Annotated in this window: 15 protein-coding genes; 3 read left to right on the top strand and 12 right to left on the bottom strand. The window is 62.3% G+C overall.

Annotated elements, in window-relative coordinates; all coding sequences use genetic code 11:
• Positions 1-116: 116 nt before the first annotated feature.
• From PCO31110_RS08975 to PCO31110_RS08955, 5 genes are all read right to left on the bottom strand, one after another.
• Positions 117-866: a TonB family protein gene (locus tag PCO31110_RS08975; protein WP_010804314.1), complete on the bottom strand. Its 750-nt coding sequence runs from the start codon at positions 864-866 to the stop codon at positions 117-119.
• Positions 863-1,255 (bottom strand): ExbD/TolR family protein, encoded by a 393-nt coding sequence (locus tag PCO31110_RS08970; RefSeq protein WP_010804313.1) that lies wholly within the window; start codon positions 1,253-1,255, stop codon positions 863-865. The genes PCO31110_RS08975 and PCO31110_RS08970 overlap by 4 nt, the downstream gene beginning before the upstream one ends.
• A 9-nt stretch (positions 1,256-1,264) precedes the next feature.
• Complete coding sequence (locus PCO31110_RS08965) at positions 1,265-1,936, bottom strand: MotA/TolQ/ExbB proton channel family protein (protein ID WP_010804312.1); 672 nt, start codon at positions 1,934-1,936, stop codon at positions 1,265-1,267.
• 67 nt (positions 1,937-2,003) lie between these two features.
• A complete protein-coding gene (locus PCO31110_RS08960) occupies positions 2,004-4,343 on the bottom strand; it encodes a TonB-dependent receptor (RefSeq protein WP_150690197.1) in 2,340 nt (779 codons plus the stop codon).
• Between the two features lie 115 nt (positions 4,344-4,458).
• Complete coding sequence (locus tag PCO31110_RS08955; RefSeq protein ID WP_150690196.1) at positions 4,459-5,949, bottom strand: alkaline phosphatase family protein; 1,491 nt, start codon at positions 5,947-5,949, stop codon at positions 4,459-4,461.
• A 476-nt stretch (positions 5,950-6,425) separates the two neighbouring features.
• Here PCO31110_RS08955 and PCO31110_RS08950 point away from each other — a divergent pair, with 476 nt between their 5' ends.
• On the top strand, positions 6,426-7,106 hold the full coding sequence (locus PCO31110_RS08950; RefSeq protein WP_174979425.1) for an acid phosphatase: 681 nt from the start codon (positions 6,426-6,428) through the stop codon (positions 7,104-7,106).
• A 5-nt stretch (positions 7,107-7,111) separates the two neighbouring features.
• Here the strand turns inward: PCO31110_RS08950 and PCO31110_RS08945 are convergent, their stop codons facing one another.
• Entirely contained in the window at positions 7,112-8,554 is a 1,443-nt protein-coding gene (locus PCO31110_RS08945) for a sensor histidine kinase (RefSeq protein WP_150690195.1), read from the bottom strand.
• Positions 8,541-9,281, bottom strand: coding sequence for a response regulator transcription factor (locus PCO31110_RS08940; RefSeq protein ID WP_010804307.1), 741 nt, complete (start codon positions 9,279-9,281; stop codon positions 8,541-8,543). The genes PCO31110_RS08945 and PCO31110_RS08940 overlap by 14 nt, the downstream gene beginning before the upstream one ends.
• Positions 9,282-9,541: 260 nt before the next feature.
• On the opposite strand from PCO31110_RS08940, the gene PCO31110_RS08935 reads away from it, so the two are divergent.
• Positions 9,542-10,159, top strand: coding sequence for a DUF3841 domain-containing protein (locus PCO31110_RS08935; protein WP_174979423.1), 618 nt, complete (start codon positions 9,542-9,544; stop codon positions 10,157-10,159).
• Between the two features lie 64 nt (positions 10,160-10,223).
• Here the strand turns inward: PCO31110_RS08935 and PCO31110_RS08930 are convergent, their stop codons facing one another.
• Genes PCO31110_RS08930 through PCO31110_RS08910 form a run of 5 tightly spaced genes read right to left on the bottom strand, consistent with a single transcriptional unit; the run spans position 10,224 to position 16,160 of the window.
• Entirely contained in the window at positions 10,224-11,603 is a 1,380-nt protein-coding gene (locus tag PCO31110_RS08930) for a 2-hydroxycarboxylate transporter family protein (RefSeq protein ID WP_010804306.1), read from the bottom strand.
• Positions 11,604-11,651: 48 nt separating this feature from the next.
• On the bottom strand, positions 11,652-13,019 hold the full coding sequence (locus tag PCO31110_RS08925) for a short-chain fatty acid transporter (RefSeq protein ID WP_150690193.1): 1,368 nt from the start codon (positions 13,017-13,019) through the stop codon (positions 11,652-11,654).
• 55 nt (positions 13,020-13,074) lie between these two features.
• The gene (locus PCO31110_RS08920; protein WP_010804304.1) at positions 13,075-13,968 is read right to left on the bottom strand and encodes an amidohydrolase family protein; all 894 of its coding nucleotides are present in this window, start codon (positions 13,966-13,968) and stop codon (positions 13,075-13,077) included.
• A 51-nt stretch (positions 13,969-14,019) separates the two neighbouring features.
• The gene (locus tag PCO31110_RS08915; protein ID WP_150690192.1) at positions 14,020-15,225 is read right to left on the bottom strand and encodes a CaiB/BaiF CoA transferase family protein; all 1,206 of its coding nucleotides are present in this window, start codon (positions 15,223-15,225) and stop codon (positions 14,020-14,022) included.
• Positions 15,226-15,275: 50 nt separating this feature from the next.
• Positions 15,276-16,160, bottom strand: coding sequence for an HpcH/HpaI aldolase/citrate lyase family protein (locus tag PCO31110_RS08910; protein WP_150690191.1), 885 nt, complete (start codon positions 16,158-16,160; stop codon positions 15,276-15,278).
• Between the two features lie 103 nt (positions 16,161-16,263).
• Between PCO31110_RS08910 and PCO31110_RS08905 the strand changes: the two genes are divergently transcribed.
• Complete coding sequence (locus tag PCO31110_RS08905) at positions 16,264-17,163, top strand: LysR family transcriptional regulator (protein ID WP_150690190.1); 900 nt, start codon at positions 16,264-16,266, stop codon at positions 17,161-17,163.
• Positions 17,164-17,401 lie beyond the last annotated feature (238 nt).

Here is a 17,401-nt window from a genome sequence, read left to right as displayed (position 1 = left end):
CCGTCCGCAAAAGTCAGTCGCTGCTACCGGGGTGAGCAAGGAAAACTGGCGGAGGCGGTGGCTTACCATGGTTCGCAGGCAATCCAGGTGCGCCATCGGACCTCACGCCCCAAGCCTCACGTTTCTCTAAATATGACACGCACTTTGAACGCATGTGGCGTCCCCGCCAGACTCGGCGGCGCAGAGGGCATCGCGGCCCGTTGCACTGCGGCAATGGCGGCTTCATCGAGTGTTGCAACACGCCCTGGGTGGGTGACGTGTACGTTCGAAACCCTTCCGTCCATATAGACGAACTCGACGTCTATGCTTGCCGCCAGCCCCATTCCCCGTAACGCCGCCGGATAGACGACAGCCGCCTGCACGGCCGCGCGCAACTTGGCAACGAACCGCTCGTCGGGACCGGAACTGGTGGCTACTGGCGGTGCGGGGGGCAAGGCTGGGGGAGCTGCGGACGGCGCTGGTGGGGCGTCCGCACCGCTCACCGTCTCGATCGGTGGCGCTTCGACATTTGCTGTAGCGCGAGGCACCTGCGCCGGCTTGCGGACGTGCGACGTGTCAGGTTTCGGTACGACTTCGCGCTTGAGGGGCGGTAAAGGCAACTTGGCAGGCTCGGCGGGTTTGGGGGCCGGCGTGGGCGTCGCTTCCGGTTCCGGCACGAGCATCGATAGCATCACCGGGGCATCGGTGCTAACCGTTTGCGGGGTCGGCGTGCCACTGGCGAGCCATCCTGTCGTCACCCCCAACAGGATCGCCTCCACCGCTAACGCTACCGCCATGGCCCGCCAGGGCCAGCGCCCGGTGTGCGGCGTCATCGGGGACGTCGCATTGCGCGAGGGGAGGGCGTTGGCCACGTCGATCGTCATCATGATGCCTCTTTCGTCGCAATCCCGATCTGCGTCACACCCGCCGTTCGGCAGGCGTCCATCAAACGGGTCAACTGCTGGACGTTGGCGGTCTTTTCACTGGCGATGGTGACCACCGTATGCTCAGGGTCATGCGCGCGCAGGCTGGCAGTCAGGGCGTCAAGCGTGACCGGTTGGTGATCGGCTTCGACGCTACCGTCCGCATGCAACGCAACGAGCACTTTGGGGTGCGGCAGGTCTTGCGCGGTCGAGCTTCCCGGCAACTTGGCCGACATGCCCACCGACGGCATCATTTTGAGCGTGATCATGATGAAGAACACCAGCAGGAAGAACATGATGTCGATCATCGGCACGACTTCGATGCGGGTTTTTTTCGTTTCGAAATATCGCATCGCAGACTCTCAGGCCGAAGCACGTTCGTGACGCAGCACCACACCCGCCGGCTCCTGGGCCTGCTTCGCAACGTAATGCCGGTTGAGCAGCAGACGCTTGAGCGTATCCATTTGATGGACCGTCTGACGCACGGTGTCTTGCATGCCGTTGAAGAACCACAAATGGCTCATGGCGATCGCCAGACCGCATGCGGTCGCGATCAGGGCTTCTGCCACCCCCGACGTCACGCGCGTGGGATCGCCGCCGGACGCGCCGAGCACGTCGAACGCGTGGAACATGCCGACGATCGTGCCGAACAAGCCCAGCAGCGGCGCAACGGTGATGACCGTATCGAGCACCCACAGGCCGCGATCGATGCCCGGCACTTCCAGGTAGATCGCTTCGTCGATGGCGGCTTCCATATCGCCGTCGTGCGAGCGTTTGAGATTGTGTGCGTACGTGTCTAGCAGATGGCCGTGCGGCAAGCCCGCGGCAGCCGCGCGCAATTCGTCGGCGTCGTGTACGTCGACGACGGGCAGTGCGCTCACAGCCTCGACAATGCGCTGGCCGCGGCGGAACGTCCGGCGCAGGCGCAAACCGCGATCGACGATCACCGTGATGCCGACGAATGCCAGCAGCGCCATGAGATAGAGCGTGCCACCCGAGGACATCGCCAGTTGATTGAATTGAGTCAGATTCATGAAAAATTCCCTTCCGCAGAAATGAACGCCGGCCGCATGATCATGCGGCCGGTGATTGGGGTGCCGATCAGATCTCGGCGCGCAGGTTGACGTAGACGCTGCGGCCCGGCACGAAGTAGTAGAGGAACTGGTTCGCGTCGGTCCCCTTACTGGTATCGGTCGCGGCGGGTCCGAGGTTGTCGGTAATGCGATGCGTGTCAAACAGGTTGTCGATGCCGAACGACACGCGAACCTTCTTGAGTACCGAGCTGAGGTTGGTAAAGTCGCGCGCGATCATCATGCTTGTGACGTTATACGGGCCGACCTTGTAGATCGAGCCGTCAGCCGCCCCGTTGCTGCCTTGATACATCGAGCCGACGAACTTGGTGTTGATGCCCGCGTGCCACGGCCCCTGATCGAAATTGAGCGCGATGGCGGCCGTGTACTGCGGGACAAACGAAATTCGCTGACCCGATTTCCAGATCTGCGAGCCCGTGCCGTCCTGCGTGTACGTGGCGTTGTTAAGCGATCCGTTCGCGTAGAACGAGAAGCCGCTGCCGAGCAACACGTTGCCTTCGGCTTCGACGCCGGTGTAGCGCACGCCGCCGGCGTTGAAGTAGGTGGCGTTCGCCCCCGAACCATTCTTCGTGATGTAGTTGCTGAACTCGATGAAGTAGGCATCCGCATTGAACGTAAAGCGATCCGCCTTGAACACCGTGCCGATCTGGTACGCCATCGACGTTTGCGGATTGACGTTGTTGTTGCCCGCCGGATTGGCGGAGTACAACGTGTTCAGGTTCGGCCCGAGCGCGCCGCGCGAGACCTGTGCATAGCCCGACCACAGCGACGTGAAGCGATAGTTGACGTCCAGGCTTGGCAGCACGCTGTTCCACGACTTGCTAGCCGACGTCCCGGGCAGGTTGTTCTGCAACACGCTGGCCGACAACGAGCGCTCGAAGTGTTGGTAGCGGATGCCCGGTGTGACGGTCAGTGCATCTGTCGCTTTCCATGCGTACTGCGAGAACGCCTGAGCGGTGTTCACCTCATCGACCATGTCGTAGTAGGTGTTGCCGTAGGTGGCGTTCTGTTTGACCGACTGGCCGGTCGTGGCGTCGTACGCGAAGCGATTGCGCGGATTGCGCGTGTGCTCGACCCAGAAGCCGCCCGTGAACGTGCCGTAGGTGCCGGTGTGCGTCGCACTCAGCGTGTCCCCGTACGTTCGGTACTCGTTGAGCTTCAGCGCGCCGGCAATGTCGGAACCCGATTGCCCCGCAGAGAAGGGCTTGGCAGCACTCAATGCGGAGAGTGGCGACGACGTGTTGTCGCCGTTCAGTTCGTGGCTCAGGTTGTAGTAGTAGTACGTGTAGAGCTTGTTGTTCAGGCTCCACCCGCTGTCGAAGTCGTGTTTGACGTCGAGGTAGGCGAACTCGGTGTTCTTGTCCTGATAGTTGTAGCCCCAGTAGTTCGGGCTCTTCGGGTCGCCGTTCAGGCCGTAGTTGTAGCCGTTCTGGGCCACCTGGTTGAGCGTGGCGCCGCCCGGGTTATTGAAGTGAATCTTGTCGTACGCGTAGACCCACGTCACGAGCGTGCTGCTGCCGATCGGCGTTACGCCTTTGAGGAAGATGTTCGTGTTGCGTAAGCCGCTGTTGCTCAACGCGCCGTTCGAGTCGGTGCGCTGGACGTTCAGGAAGATGTTCGAGTCGAGCAGGCCGGGCATGATGCCCGTCGTCACGCCGAGGTTCTCCTGCCACGTTGCGTGCGAGCCGATGGTTTGCGAGTACTCGATCTTGCGCGTCGGGCTGAGCGTGGGCGAGAACAGGTTGACCGAGCCGCCAAAGGTTGCGTAACCGAGTGTTGTGGCGTTGCCCGGGCTGCGATCGATGGTGACACCGCCGATGGTCGCCGCCGGGAAGTACGAGGTCGTATGGTGCGAGAAGTCGTTGGTGTCGCCAAACGGAATGCCGTCGTACGTTACGTTGAACTGCCCGTCCGGAAAACCGCGCAGTGTCTGGTTCTTCGCTTCCGACAGGCCAAGGCCGTTCGGCGACGAGCTGCTGTAGCTCGGCGCGATGCGCAGAATAGTGCCGTAGTCGGCCTGCGGGTTGATCTGATTGGCGATGTAGTCGCTACTGATCTGCGTTTGCGGCGAAGTCGCTTCGAGTGGCGCTTGCGTGAGCGCTTTTGCGGCGGCCTCTGTCGGTGCCTTACGCGACTTGGTGGCCGTGACGTTGACGGGGGCACCGATATCGGAGGCGGAGACATCGCCAATGTCGGTGATTGGCGAGGCGCTCTGGGCATGAGCTGTGCTTGCCAGCACCGCTAGCGCGATGGCGGTGAGCGTCAGGTGTGGCGCGCTAAGGGCGAAGGCAAGACGGACGGGACGAGCAGGATGCGCATGGCGCGGGTTACGCAACGTCTGAAGTTTCATGGCTTGGGTGCGTTCTCTTTGGAAGTTGTGCCGGCCAAAGATGGCCGGCGGCCCTGATACATCGTGTTAAGTCGTGGTGAGTCGTGATAAGTCGGTGTTGGGGCGCGACGGCGCCTCAGTCGGCCGTTGTGCGGAAAACAATGCCGGGCAGCGGGGCGGTGGCTTCGCGGCGCACGGCGTCGAGCGCGCCAGGCTTGAGCGCCAGCGCCTGAAGAAGCGTCGGGGCGACCTGACGCGTCGAGACCGGCGCATCGACCTCCTGTGCTGCAATGTCCGGACGGGAGATCAGCAGCGCGACGTGGCGGTCGTCGTCATGAAAACCGCCGTGCTCGGCGACCTTCGTGCCGTGCGTGTAAATGACGCCGTACGTCGTCTCGATGGCGATATCCGGCACACGGCTGTCCCGACCGATGCGCCCCCAGCCCTCCGGCATGTCATTGCCCGCATACACGTGTTCGATGCCCAGCGCTTTGGCGTTGGCTCGCAGCGCCTCGACGATGGTCTGCGTCGTGCGAGGCTGTTTGAGCCACAGCAAGCCGACGTCGTCGAGCGTGGCTTTGGCCAGGGCACCCGGGGCGCTTTGCGCGACGACGTCGAGCACGCGCTTGCCGTCGATTCGGCGAAGTTGTCCTGGCGTGATCGGCGATTGACCATGCTTCGCGGCAATCACGACAAGCGTGGAGGTCTCGAGATGACGTGCGGCCAGCGCGCTGAGCAGGCGTTGCAGCGAGCCGTCGATCTGGTCAAGTGCCTTGCCGATCGCGTCTCCCGGCATGGCATGCGCATCGCGGTAGCCGTCGCCCGACTTCTGCGCCACGCTCAACTGCTGAAAATTCATGCCGAACAAACGCGGTACGCCCGGCGACCCGCTGCCACCGCTGTCGCGGCCCTCAATCTGATGGAGCAACGCGTCGACCTTCAAGTTGTCGTAGGCCGGGAAGGCGGCGAGTTTCTCGCCGACGGCAGCGATCTCCGGCGTATAGAGATCGTCGACCCCTTGTCCGCTTGGACCGTGCACGAAGTCGTAGGCGAGATGTTTGTCTGCCCAGGCGGTGCGACCACCGGCGGCGCGCACGACTTCGAAGACGGTGTTCGTGCGCATATAGTCATGCGGGTAGACCGGTGCACAGTGGCGAGCCGGGTCGCGCGGCAAACGGGTGGCTTCGATGGCGCCGCCGCCGTCGATGCGTTTCGGATCGTGATCGATCGAATCGTCGTAGACGACTTCGGCGCCGGGGCCGCGAGCCGTCGTGCAGGATTCGCCGGCCGGTACGAGCTTGCGGTCGAAGCTGTCGTCGTAGTACACCCCGGACGTGGCGGGGCTGGCGCCGCTGACGAGCGCCACCATCCCTGGGAACGAATCGGACGGCACGGGTGTCAGTGCGTTTCGGTACGTCACGCCGTGACGGGCGAGGGAGGCGAGTGCAGACCCTGGATGCGACGCTACGTAGCGTGCCAGATCCTGGTCGTGCATGCCGTCAATGCTGATCAGCAGGACGCGCTCAGCCGGCGAGAGGCGGGTGGGGTGGTCGGCATACGCCGCCACCGGAACCAGCATGGCGCAAGCGAGCGCCAAAGTTGGGGTAATGCGAAAAGTCGTCGGCATTGTGGGGATCGTGCTTCGTCGGCGCAGGGGGCTCGGTTGAATGGACCGGCGTACTCGCCGGTGGTCAGCGAGGCGAACTGTAGGGGACGCCCGTGATGCACAGATGAAGCAAAGCTTGCCAACATGAACGCCGGATTCGGCCACCGTATCGCCAAACGTTTTGAAATTGATGGAGAGGCTATCGCTGTGGGGGCCTCCCAGCGAGGCAGGCCGCGTGCGGCAGCACTTGCGGCGCTTTGTGAACCTGTCCGGGTGGAAAGGTTTGCGCCTTTGCCGAGTCACGGATGGCTCGTAGCCTCCTTGCGTTCATGAACCGATCGACCTTCCTGTGTCGATCGCGATGACTGACTCGACCATTCGATCCCCGAAGGAATGAACCAATGCTTTCTGTCTTAACGCGCAATAGACGCGCCTTCGCATCCGCAGCACTGCTTCTTTGTGCGCTGCACGCGGTGCATGTGGGCGCCACGACATCTGTGGCACCTGAGGTAAATGCCACAACCGGGGGCGATGTTGTTAACGCCGGCTATCTGGCCGCGATGGCCCCGGATCTGACCGTGCTTGTCGCGCCGCCCCCCGCGCCCGGCAGCGTCACTCAGGCAGACGATCTGCGTCAGGTGCTGGTGCTGCAACACTCACGCACTGCTGCGCAACTGGCGCTTGCCGACGGCGACACGCACAAGAGCGTGTTCCGCTTTGCAGATGTTGTCGGTGCGGGCTTCCGCGCGGATCGGCTGCCGTTCACGGAGATGTTTTTCAAGCGTCTGGCGAAGGAGGGCGCTGCCCCGCTCAAGGTGGCGAAGGATTACTGGAAGCGTCCGCGTCCGTACAACGTCAGCGCCGAGGTGCATCCTGGCATCGTCACTGAAGGCACTTCACCGAGCTACCCGAGCGGACACGCGACGTTCGCCTATCTGACTGCCGTGGTGCTTGCCGAGATCGTCCCGGAGAAGCGCGCGGAAATTTTCTCCCGCGCCGATGCTTACGCGCAGGGCCGAGCGTTGGGCGGCGTGCACTATGTGAGCGATGTCGAGGCCGGCAAGGTGAGCGGCACCGTGATTGCCTCTGCCATGCTTGCCAATCCGTCGTTTCGGGACGATCTCGTCAAGGCGACGCGCGAGACGCGCGAAGCATTGGGACTGCCGCCGTTGCGATAAACAGGTCAGGCGCTCGCGATGCCGGTCGAGTGGGGCTCGCACGCAGGCGCGGGCGAAGCGTCGGATGTTGGGTGGGCGGCCGGTGCCGCTGCGAAACGCAACGCGACGCGGCAGCCGGGCTGGGCGTCGTCGATTCGCATGACGGCGCTATGAATGCGGGCCGTTGCCGCGACGACGCTCAGCCCTAATCCGTGGCCGGGCGTTGGCATGCCGCTTACGCCCGCGCCACGATAGAACGGCCGCAGAACGGCGTCGCGCTCGATGCTGGCAATGCCCGGACCGGTGTCACACACCTCCACCATGGCGTGTTGCAGCGTTGCCATGACACGCAAGTGCACGGTGCCACCCGACGGGGTGAATTTCAATGCGTTGTCGAGCAGGTTCTGAATCGCGCCGAAGATCAGATCGCTGTCGCCAAGCACGGGAGCGCTGCGTTGCGTTTGCACGGTCAACGTCACCGCGCGCGCTTCGGCAAGCGGCTCATAGAGATCCACGACATCTTCGACAATGCGGGCGAGGTCGACCAGACGGAAGTTCTCCCGGCGGGCGTGAGCGTCGATTTCAGCGATGCGAAGCAGGGCTGAGAAGCGATCGAGCACGTGGTCGGTCTGCTCAAGGGCACGCTCGACCGCCGCATCGTAATCGCCGACGGAGGTTGCGCCACGGCGCACGCGCTCCAGCCCTGCGCGTAGGCTCGTCATCGGTGTTCGCAGATCGTGGGCAATCCATGCGCACACGTCACGTAGTTCCGATACGAGGCGCTCGATGTCGTCGAGCATCGTGTTGACGAAGCCCACGAGCAGGTCGATGTCGTCGCGACGGCCACTTGTCGGAAGACGGCGCGTAAAGTGACTGGAAATGATGTCCTGACACGACTCCCGCAACTGACGAACGCGCTGGTTTGCCGCGCGATGCAATGCATATCCACACAGGGCGCCGAGCAGAATCGTCGCGAGCAGGCCGCCGGTGGCGACGCGCACCAGCATATGATCAAAGCGGTCGATATCGTCGACGGCCTGCCCGACGATTACCCGGTTGGCGTCGGGCATAGTGGCGATCATTGCGCGGTAGGGGCGTGCCCACGCCTGGCCTTCCTTATCGACGACGGTCTGCGTGTAGCGATAGGCTTTCCAGTCGGGCACATCCTTTGGCAGCACATCGATATTCCCGGCCAGCCGCTGACCGCTGGCGGTGAACAGGCCGTAGGGGCGTACATTGGCGGCGTCGCGACGGCTGCGTTCCGAGATATTGGTCCGTGCGTCGGCCGCCGTGCGCCGGATAAGCTGGTTGCTTTCGCGTTGCAGCCGGGCGTCGACGAGATCCGTGAGGTAGCCCATCGTGAGCCAGTAGACCACCGCGAACAGCGAGACGACCGACACGATGAAGATCGCGAAGATGGGGCCTGCGCCCCACAGACTGCGCAAAAAGCTGCGTTCAGTCGTCGGCATGGAGGACGTAGCCGGTGCCGCGAACGGTGTCGATCATGGCCGAGCATGCGCCATCGAGTGAAATCTTCTTGCGCAAGCGCGCGATATGGACGTCGATGACGTTGGTCTGCACGTCGTGCTGGTATTTCCATACAGATTCGAACAACAGCGCACGCGTGACGACCTGATTGGCGTTGCGCATCAGATACTCGAGCAGGCGCATCTCGCGAGGCTTCAGTGAGACGGGCACGCCTGCGCGCGTCACGGTGCCGTTGTCTCGATCGAGGTGCAGGTCACCCACACGCAGGCTGGCGCCGGTGTCCGTATCGCTATGCCGACGGAGCAGCACATCGATACGCGCCGTCAGTTCGTCGAAGCTGAAGGGTTTCGTGAGGTAGTCGTCGGCGCCGTTACGCAGGCCGCGCACACGTTCATCGGCGGCGCCCAGTGCGGAGAGCACCAGGACAGGTGTCTTGATACCGACGTTGCGGGCCGTGGCGAGGATCGACATGCCGTCGATTTCGGGCAGTAGACGATCGAGAACGACGCAGTCGTACTGGCCGTGCAGCAGGCGTTGCAATCCCTCTCCGCCGGCACGTGCAAGTTCGACCGTGAATCCGTGCTCTCCAAGCGCGGAAACAAGTTCGTGGGCGACCTTGGCTTCGTCCTCAACGACGAGAATGCGATGGACGGACGAGGCCGAGCGGGCGGTGTAGGGTTTGTCGGCGTTCGTGGCGATTGTGCCCATAGCTCGCGTTCAGATCGAAGGGGAACACATGACTATATGGCATTTGCGTGAACAAACCGTGACGGTGTGAGCGATCGCAGCGATGGCCGCGCTGGCGGCTATTGCGATGCGGAACTCGTGTTGACGATCGTTGCCGAAACGGTACTTCCCTTGGGCTCCCTGGCGAAGTACCGAGCGGCCCGATGAAAGGGGCTGCCCCACCTTCTGCGCGATACTGTGCGCGTCCAAGTCAAAGTTGCTTCTCTATGGGAAAAATACCTATGCCGACAGTGGACAGTCACACGCAGTTATGGACGTTTCAACATATTGCGCAATTAAACGCCTTGCTGCGAGATGGCGTGGTGTACGGGGATTGGAAGAATATCGATCCGGCTTGCGAGGAAGCGTATCGGTACATGTGTCGAGTAATGGGAAATTACGGATTGGATTGTGGGGATGCGCCTCCAATCTGGGCATGGCACTCGTGTTGCGCGGCTGGGAAAGCGCCTGATAGCGAGGTTGCGACGCAGCTTCTCAGTCTCTCGCAGCTTGCTGAAAATAACATCGTATTGCTTTCGCTAGCGTGCCCCGATGACCAGTATTTACTCTCCGATTACCACCAATGGTGTGATTGGGTTTACTTTCCATCACTGGCGGATGAGAGTAACTGCATTTTGGAAATGACACGGTTGGAAGATGACGAGAAAGCGCATCGAGTTTTTGGCGTTGATCTTACGTCCGTCGAAGATGACCTGGTTCAAGCAACACTGCCTATTGTCCGAAAAGAATGGCTGAGACAAGTTCATCGTGTTGAATTGGGCGGAGAGGGCGTCCAGTTCAGGCGTTTTGCCGATGCAATCGGCACCGATACGCCATCCTGTCGTTCTTCTTTCGCGTGAGGGTGAGCGTGGTGCAAATGGTGCGCCAACAGACTGTCCGACGAGGCCGCCGGCGCGAACGAAATCAGTGAATCCATGCAAAAGCGGCAAGCGCCATCATTACTGTGACGGCGCCGCCGATACGTGTCGCAATCTGCGCAAACGGCATCAATTCCATTCGATTGGCGGCGGTCAGAATCGCGACATCGCCTGTGCCACCCAGGCCGCTATGCGTTGCATTGACGATCGCGGCCTCGATCGGATACATGCCGACCAGTCTGCCGACGACGAAACCCGTCACCACGAGCGTCAGCACCGTTGAAACCGCAGTGACGATATTGACCCAGTGAAATGCCGTGACGATTTCACCCCATGGTGTCATTGCGACGCTGATTGCGAACATGAGTGGATACGTCACCGCGGTCGAGAAGAAACCATACATGAAACGCGCGCCGCCGCGAACGCGCGGTGACACGACCTGGAACAGTTGCGCAGCGACCACCAGAATCAGCATCACAACCGGCGCGGGCCAGTCGAACAGTTGATGACTGAGCACGCCGAGCAGATACAGCGCAATCGCCGTGGCACCCGCAGCGGCAACAGAACTCACGTCGACCTCGAACGATTGTGGCGCGTTGCGTATTGCTGCGTCGTCGGCACGGTTCGCGACGGTCAGACGGCCGTTGCCCGTCCAATGCGGCTTGCGTGTTCCGAGATAGCTCAACAGGCCTGCGCAACAAATGGCGGCGATATTGCCGAGCATCACGGCGGACAGCGCTTGCGCGAACAGCGGTCCCTGTTCGACACCCATGATCTGCGCATAGCCCGCCGACAACGGCAGTGCGCCTTCACCCACACCGCCGGCCATGATTGGAACCACGACCATGAACAATGCGTGCCGGAGGTCCATGCCAAGTGCGACGCCGACCCCGGTACCGACGCATGCCGCCGCAATGGAGCCTATGGCGACCGGAATGAAGATGCGCGCGAAGCCCCTGATCAGCGTCTCGCGGTCCATGCTGAGTACGCTGCCGACAATGATTGCGGCGATGAACAGATAGAGGAAATTCGACGACTTGGTGAAGTCGGTGACGGCCTTGACGACCGGCGCCGGCATCACCTTATAGTAGACGAGCATCGACGGAATGAACGCCGCGAAGATAGACGTGGCGCCGATGTGGCGAATCCAGGGAATGCGCTTTGCGAGCTCGGCGCATGTGAAGCCACCGACTGCAACGAGTGCAATACCGGTCGGTAGATCTGACGGCAGCTTACCGCGCAGGGTCATCGCCGCAAGCACTGCGAGCAGCACGAAGTAGACCGGCGCCGGCAACGATCCGATACGTGTATCGAAGATCGCCCACCAGCGATCCTTCAATGCTGCGGGGCCGGGCGACGAATCCGTTGCCGTTGCTGCCGTTGAATTCGGTCCGGGAGTGCCTTGCTGCGTTATCACTGCTTTCATCGAATTGTCTCCGCTCATAGTTGTAGCCGGTGAGGGCGCTATCGATCGTTATACGAGTAGCAGCAGCGCGGCGCCGTACACGAGTGCGCCTACCACGAAGGTCATTACGGTGAAGCCGAGTACGCGCTGTACGCCAATACCCGCCATCGCGACGACTGGGGCGGCCCAGAACGGCTGCAGCATGTTCGACACCTGCTCGCCCATCGCGACTGCCATCGTGGTCGCTGGCACCGACGCGTGCAGCGCGATTGCGGCCGGTACAACGAATGGTCCCTGGACGGCCCAGTGACCGCCACCGCTCGGAATGAAGAACGTGACGATCAGCGAGCACACATAGCTCCAGAACGGCAACGTGTGCGCATTCGAGATAGCGATGAAGAAATGCGAGATCACGTCCGGCAATCCGGTCGCGTCCATCATCCCCATGATTCCGCCGTACAACGGGTACTGAAGCATCATCGAACCGGTCTGCTTTGCCGCATTCTTGACGGCGTCCGCATAGGCGAGCGGATAGCCATGTAGGACCACGCCGGCGATGAACATCACGAATATCACCGCGTTCACGCCTGAAAATGCCAGATGTTCGACGCGCGCGAGAATCAGAAACGCAATGCCCGCAGCACCAATGAAGGCGCTGCCAAGCCACGAATGTTCGATCCAGCGCGCGAAACTCAGCTTGCCGGCCGGGCGTTTGCGTGGCGGAGCGTCGGGATGCGCCTCCGTGTCGAGCACGACTGCGTCTTCGTCAGACGGTTTGAGCCACGCGAACACGAACGGCATCACGATCAGCATGACGATCGTCGGCACGAGGTTGAAGCTAGTGAACACCGTGCTGCTGAACGGCAGCACCTGTCCGGTCAGCTTCTGCACGACGTTCATCGCGCCACCGGGCGTGGATTGCGCGAGTACGATGGAACTCGAAATGCCGCTTGCCCACACGACCCAGCCGGAAAAACCCGCTGCGACGATCCACGCGAAATCCACTCGCATCCGTTTTGCCACTTCGCGCGCGAGCAACGCGCTGACCACGAGCCCCAGGCCCCAGTTGCAGAACGACGCAATCGCGACGAGTACGAACGTGAGCGTCGCCGCCTGCACAGGCGTGCGCGCGACCGATACCAGCGCCTTGAACATACGCTGCACAAGCGGCGCATGCGCGAATGCATGACCGGTCACGAGGACTAGCGTGATCTGAAAAGCGAAGGTCAGAATATTGAAGAAGCCCTTGTACCACCCGCCGATCAGGTGCGAGGCCGACGCATGCGGCGCGAACGCGACCGATAGCAGGGCGACCACGACGGTGATCAGGATGGCGAGCACGAACGGGTCCGGGATGGTCCGTTCGAAAAGCCGGATGGTCGCTTCGGTGAAGCGGGTCTTGCGTACGGTTAGCGGGGCAGCGGCTACGGGTTTCATCTTGTGTCTCCGAGGAATCTTGTAGGTGACGCGTTCTATGCGCGTTCGGGGGGATTCAGGCTGTGGTGGCCGAATCCGTTCGAGGGGGGAAATCGTATAGCGTCGCGGCGTTGTCGACCAGAATACGGTCGCGAATGGCATCGTCGCCGGTCCATGTGCCGAGCAGATCGAACAGCCGCGCGTCGTCGGGCTTGTGCGATTCGGTCGTGTGCGGCCAGTCGCTGCCCCACACGAGGCGCTCGGGAAGCGTGTCGATCCACGCGCGCACGGTCGGGGTGATGTCTGCGTAGTCGTTGGCGATGCCCGCCACGGAGTCGAGATACGGCCCGGAAAGCTTGACCCAGACACGACCGGAATCGGCCAGATCGCGCACGATGCCGAACGCCGGATGCGACGCACCGTCGGGCATCGGCAGACGCGCCAGATGATCGAACACAATGCTCGAAGGCAGGCGCGCCAGCATCGCCCGATGCTCGACGATCTGTGCGGCGGTCCAGTGCAGTTGCACGTGCCAGCCGAGTTCCGCGACACGTCGCGCGAGCGGCTCGACCATCTCGAAGGTGACGGCGGCGTGGGCGGGTGTGTACAGCGTGAAGCGGATGCCGCGAACGCCGCCGTCGTGGAGCGCGGCGAGTTCCTTATCGGTGACCGCTGGCGTCAGCACCGCGACACCGCGTGTCCGGTCTTGGCCTAGGCGCTGGATCGCGTCGAGCGTGACGCGGTTGTCCGTGCCGTAATTACGCGGCGTCACGACGACTGTGCGTTGGGTGCCGGTTCTGCGTTGCACGTCGAGATAGTCGGTGACGGTCGCGTGCTCGGGGAAGTTCGCCTGATTCGCGCCATCCGCGAGGAAGCGGCGGTCGTAGATGTGCATGTGCGAATCGCACGCACCTGCCGGCGCTCTGTTATGCGGCAGTTGCGCGTTATCGTTGCGCTGTGGCGTGTCCATCGTCGTCTCCGTTCTATGTCGCGCGATACCCATGCGTCACCGAAAGTCCGCTTACAGCACCGCGCGCCTTGCACGCAGCGCGGCGATCCTATCGTCGCTCCAACCGGACTCGCGCAGTACGGCATCCGAATGCTGGCCGAATGCGGGCGCGGCGAGCGGCGTGGGGGCGGTCGTGTCGCCAAAGCGGATCGGCTGGCGGAAACCCCGGTAACGTCCGACACCCGGATACTCATAGGTCGCGACCATGTCTTCGGCCAGCACCTGCGGATCATCGAACATGTCTTCGATGCTGCGCGCAGCGGCAGAAGGTACAGCATCGCCGAACAACGCCTCCCATTCGAGCGCGCTGCGCGCGGCGAGTGCCGCATGCAGTTGCGGCACGATTTCGTCGCAGTGCAGCGCACGCTTGCGCACGGAGTCGTAGCGTTCGTTGCTCGCGAGCGCGTCGAGACCGGTTTTCTCGCAGAGTGCTTGCCAGAAATGCGGCGTGTTCGCGGAGATGTAGAGATAGCCTTCGCGGGTTGGGTGAATGCCGGTAATGCCACCTGAGCGCATATCGCGGCCGATGTCCTTCGGTTCGCCTTCGGCCCAGATCATCCGCGCGGATTGCATTGTCAGCGCGCTGCGCAATAGCGACACGCCGACGTACTGTCCCGTGCCTTTGCGCTCGCGCTCGAAAAGCGCCGACGACACGCCTGCGGCGACCATAGCCGCAGCGTAGTAATCGACCACTGAGCCGTACAGGATCTCCGGCGGCCCGCCACGCTTGCCTTGCAGCATGCACATGCCGCTCATGGTTTGCAGCACCTGGTCGTAGCCGGCCTTGTCCTTGTTCGGACCGGTTTCGCCGTAACCGGTGACCGCGCAATAGATCAGGCGCGAATTGACCTCGCGAAGCTGCTCGTAAGTCATGCCGAGGCGCGCAGGCACGCTGGGGCGAAAGTTATGGACGAGCACATCGGCGGTCTTGACGAGTTGCATCAGCACGTCGAGCGCTTCGGGCTGTTTCAGGTCCAGCACGAGACCGCGCTTGCCGCGATTCACGCCGAGAAAGGCGCGGCTCTCGGCTTCGAGCGTGGACGGGTACTTACGCAGGTTGTCGCCGGAGGGCGGCTCGATCTTGATGACTTCGGCACCCTGATCGGCGAGCAGCGTACAGCCGTACGGACCGGCGATGTAGGCGCTCAGGTCCAGCACGCGAATCCCCGCCAGCGGACCTGTTGCGGCGGTTTCGGCTGCGTGGGACGAACGTTCCATGATTGGCTCCATCGGTATGGGGTTGGGGGAGGCTCGGCAGCGCAAGGCGTTCAGCGGCTGCCTGGTGGCCTGTTCAGCAGCCCGAGGCGCGCGGCATCGCGAACCAGCACGCGCGCCCGTTCAACGAACGGCGCATCGATCATCTTGCCGTCCACCACATAGGCGCCGACGCCATTCGCATCGGCTTCTTGGGCCGCTTCGACAACGCGCAGCGCATGCGCGATGTCGTCGTCGGAAGGGCGGAAGACTTCGTTCGCGAGCGCGATCTGGCTCGGATGAATGCAGCTCTTGCCGAGAAAACCCATCGACCGCGCGAGTTGCGCCTCTGCACGAAAACCTGCTTCGTCCTTGATATTGGCGAAGGCCGAGTCGTACGCGAACACGCCGGCCTCGCCAGCCGCGATGCGCAGGCCGAACATGGCCTGCTGAATGGCTGACGGTTCACGACGCGCAATGCCGAGCGGCTCGAACAGATCGCCAAGCCCGAGTTGCAAACCCGCGACGCGCGGATGCGCAGCGGCGAGTTCGGCCGCACGGTGAAACGCCTTCGGCGATTCGATGTTGAGCAGCAGCCGGATCGGCGTTGTTACGCCATTGGCGGCTTCGGCGCGTTCGAGCGCGGCCACGGCAGCGAGCACATCGCTGGCGGATTCCGGTTTTGGCAGATTGATCAGATCGAGACCGCGTTGTGCGACGGCGTTGATATCCGCGCTGAAATGCGGCGTGTCGAGTGCGTTGACGCGGATTATCAGCACCTTTTGCTTGCCGGTGACGAGATTGGAGCCCAGCAGTTCACGCAGTTCTACGCGTGCTTGCGGTTTGCGCTCGGCGACGACCGAATCTTCAAGGTCGAAAGACAGCGCATCGGCGGCGCTCGCGAATGCCTTCGCGAACAACTCGGGGCGCGAGGCCGGCACGAACAGTTTGCTTCTCATGTCTTCGCTTTCGGTTTCAGACTTATCGGAAGCCAGTCTAATTCCGGGGTGAAATTAGATAAACTATCTGTATCTATCTTCAAATGGTAGGGAAACTATCGTTATGGACGTCACCTTTCTGGCCAATCTTTTACTGATCGTCGATAGTGGCTCGATGGCGGAAGCCGCGCGCCGGATCGGAGTGACGCCGGCTGCGGTCGCGCAGCAGGTTCAGGCGCTGGAGCGCGAACTCGGTGTCGAGTTGCTGGTGCGCTCGGGGCGTACGGTGACGCCGACCGAAGCAGGCCATCGGGTGATCGAACGCGCGCGCGGCCTGGTGCGCGAATTCTCGGAGCTGAAGGCTTTTGCGCTGGAAGGCGAAGCAGCGGGCGAATTGCGGATCGGAACGATTACGACCGCACTGCTGAGTCTCGTGCCTGATGTCTTGTCGGGTTTTGCGGCATCGTTCCCGCACACAAACGTGCTGATTCGCGCGGGAACATCGATGGAACTCTATGAAGCGCTGCAGCGTGGCGACGTGGACGTCGCTGTCTGCCTGCACCCGGCGTTCGCGTTGCCGAAGGCGTACAACTGGCATCTGCTGCGCGAAGAACCGCTCGTCGTCCTCGCGCCGTCACGTCTCGCCGCGCACGCGCCTCACGACCTGCTGGCGCGCGAGCCGTTCATTCGGTACGACCGCTCGCTTGGCGGTGGCAAGCAGGCGGATCAATACCTGCGCGCGGCGAAGATCGTGCCGCACGAACTGTTCGAACTGAACTCGTTGATGGCGATTGCGATGATGGTCGATCGCGGACTCGGTGTGTCGCTTATGCCGGATATCGTTTCGCCGCTAACGACCCATCTGAATGTCGCAAAGCTCTCGCTGCCGGTGCAGACGGAGCCGCGTCGATTTGGCGTGCTGTGGCATCGGGCGTCGCCGCGCGGGCGTCTGATCGGGGGCTTTCTGGCTTGTGCCGATGCGGTGCTGGAAAGCGAGCGGAAGGGGGCGGGAGGAGTCATATGATGCGGCAACGCAAATGACCGCTTCAGATTTACCGGAGGGCGTGAAATGCCGGAAATTTCTAATTCAAGGTGTTCGGGTATCCGGGGGGGCGCTTATCCGGAGCCGAGGGGGCGTCTCACTGACATTGGTCAGTAGCCACTACCACTGCAAACAAAGAATTCTGGCGGAGGCGGTGAGATTCGAACTCACGGAAGGGTTACCCCTTCGCTGGTTTTCAAGTCTTACTGGGAAATCGTTG

The organism is Pandoraea communis (assembly GCF_902459745.1).
GTDB classification, from domain to species: Bacteria; Pseudomonadota; Gammaproteobacteria; order Burkholderiales; family Burkholderiaceae; genus Pandoraea; species Pandoraea communis.
This window is presented reverse-complemented; position numbering and strand designations above follow the sequence as displayed.

Bases quoted from the DNA above. Each gene is read 5' to 3' on its own strand.
- PCO31110_RS08975 (WP_010804314.1), bottom strand. From the start codon at position 866: ATGATGACGATCGACGTGGCCAACGCCCTCCCCTCGCGCAATGCGACG.
- PCO31110_RS08970 (WP_010804313.1), bottom strand. From the start codon at position 1,255: ATGCGATATTTCGAAACGAAAAAAACCCGCATCGAAGTCGTGCCGATG.
- PCO31110_RS08965 (WP_010804312.1), bottom strand. From the start codon at position 1,936: ATGAATCTGACTCAATTCAATCAACTGGCGATGTCCTCGGGTGGCACG.
- PCO31110_RS08960 (WP_150690197.1), bottom strand. From the start codon at position 4,343: ATGAAACTTCAGACGTTGCGTAACCCGCGCCATGCGCATCCTGCTCGT.
- PCO31110_RS08955 (WP_150690196.1), bottom strand. From the start codon at position 5,949: ATGCCGACGACTTTTCGCATTACCCCAACTTTGGCGCTCGCTTGCGCC.
- PCO31110_RS08945 (WP_150690195.1), bottom strand. From the start codon at position 8,554: ATGCCGACGACTGAACGCAGCTTTTTGCGCAGTCTGTGGGGCGCAGGC.
- PCO31110_RS08940 (WP_010804307.1), bottom strand. From the start codon at position 9,281: ATGGGCACAATCGCCACGAACGCCGACAAACCCTACACCGCCCGCTCG.
- PCO31110_RS08935 (WP_174979423.1), top strand. From the start codon at position 9,542: ATGCCGACAGTGGACAGTCACACGCAGTTATGGACGTTTCAACATATT.
- PCO31110_RS08930 (WP_010804306.1), bottom strand. From the start codon at position 11,603: ATGAAAGCAGTGATAACGCAGCAAGGCACTCCCGGACCGAATTCAACG.
- PCO31110_RS08925 (WP_150690193.1), bottom strand. From the start codon at position 13,019: ATGAAACCCGTAGCCGCTGCCCCGCTAACCGTACGCAAGACCCGCTTC.
- PCO31110_RS08920 (WP_010804304.1), bottom strand. From the start codon at position 13,968: ATGGACACGCCACAGCGCAACGATAACGCGCAACTGCCGCATAACAGA.
- PCO31110_RS08915 (WP_150690192.1), bottom strand. From the start codon at position 15,225: ATGGAACGTTCGTCCCACGCAGCCGAAACCGCCGCAACAGGTCCGCTG.
- PCO31110_RS08910 (WP_150690191.1), bottom strand. From the start codon at position 16,160: ATGAGAAGCAAACTGTTCGTGCCGGCCTCGCGCCCCGAGTTGTTCGCG.
- PCO31110_RS08905 (WP_150690190.1), top strand. From the start codon at position 16,264: ATGGACGTCACCTTTCTGGCCAATCTTTTACTGATCGTCGATAGTGGC.